We start from the raw sequence: 1,489 nt of genomic DNA, 5'->3' as shown, positions 1-1,489 counted from the left end.
CTCCTCGGTACTGCCGATCACCGCCATAGTCCTTATAGCCGGCGTGGTTTTAACGCCCATGCCGTCCGGGACAATATTGATGTTTTTGGCGGGGGCCGCCCTGCTGATTATCGGGATGGGCTTTTTTACGCTTGGCGCGGACATGTCAATGATGCCGATGGGGGAAGGCATAGGCGTGGAACTGACCAAAAGCTCTAAATTGCTTCTGCTTGTCGTAGTAACTCTTGTAATCGGTTTTACCATTTCGGTCGCCGAGCCGGATTTACAGGTTCTGGGAAGGCAGACCCCTTCCGTTCCGGCGTTTACTTTGATATTTACCGTATCCATAGGGGTAGGGGTTTTTCTGATGCTCGCCGTTCTGCGCCCCCTATTAAAAATACGGTTTTCCGTCATACTTATCTTTTTCTATCTTATAACTTTTATCGTGGCGTATTTCGCGCCGGAGGAAACTTCCTCGACCTGTTTGTTAAGAACGTGAACGGCGGGTTCCGCTTTTACAATGAAGTAGCCGACAATCGTCCCAAGCGGGATTAAAACCCACCTATTAGGCGACTGGGCCAACTGCGATCCCAAGAGCTGGCCTACGGGGAAAAATCCAACGTTTACCCCCGTCAAAAAAATCACGAGGCCGATAAACGTGTAAAGGAAACCCACGGCGACGCGTCCAAGCTGGTGTTTTTTAAAACGCCGCGTAACAATCTGGAATATTATAAAACAGAATACGATGGCGCTTAAAGATATCAACACGTCTTTAAGTGAGTGGGGCAGTTCAAGGGCGAAGAACCTTACCACGTCCCTTGAAGTCGCCGCGTCATAAATCACGGAAGTTTCCACTTCGGCCTGAACCGGCCTGTAAAAAATGCCGAGGAGAAGCACCGCCAGAATCGGCCCGATACTGCACATCGCCACAAGGCCGAAACTGTCCTCCTGCGAGCTTTTGTCGCTTCGCAGGGCGGCTATACCCGCGCCCATCGCCAAGATAAAAGGCACGGTCATGGGGCCCGTCGTAACCCCGCCCGAATCGAAACCCACAGGCACAAAGGAGGCGGGCGCGAAATACGCCACGATAAAAGTTATAAGATAGAAAAAGATAAGTATGACGGAAAACCGTATTTTTAATAGGGGGCGCAGAACGGCGAGCATCAGAAAAACCCCTACCCCTATGGATACGGTAAATATCAAAGTAAACGCCGGAACGGAAGGGGTCTGCCTTCCCAGAACCTGTAAATCCGGCTCGGCGACCGAAATGGTAAAACCGATTACAAGAGTTACTACGACAAGCAGAAGCAATTTAGAGCTTTTGGTCAGTTCCACGCCTATGCCTTCCCCCATCGGCATCATTGACATGTCCGCGCCAAGCGTAAAAAAGCCCATCCCGATAATCAGCAGGGCGGCCCCCGCCAAAAACATCAATATTGTCCCGGACGGCATGGGCGTTAAAACCACGCCGGCTATAAGGACTATGGCGGTGATCGGCAGTACCGAGGAG

Annotated in this window: 2 protein-coding genes; one reads left to right on the top strand and one right to left on the bottom strand. The window is 51.3% G+C overall.

The window, feature by feature from the left end; genetic code table 11:
- Positions 1-58: 58 nt before the first annotated feature.
- Positions 59-478 (top strand): DUF1538 family protein, encoded by a 420-nt coding sequence (locus tag ACYVTD_RS12655; RefSeq protein WP_461248109.1) that lies wholly within the window; start codon positions 59-61, stop codon positions 476-478.
- Here the strand turns inward: ACYVTD_RS12655 and ACYVTD_RS12650 are convergent.
- Positions 406-1,489 (bottom strand): DUF1538 domain-containing protein (locus ACYVTD_RS12650; RefSeq protein ID WP_461248108.1); only part of this gene is annotated, 1,084 nt, incomplete at its 5' end. The genes ACYVTD_RS12655 and ACYVTD_RS12650 overlap by 73 nt on opposite strands.

Source organism: Treponema sp. R6D11, assembly GCF_054786075.1.
Note: the sequence above shows the minus strand (reverse complement) of the source record. Positions and strands in the feature narration are given on the sequence as shown.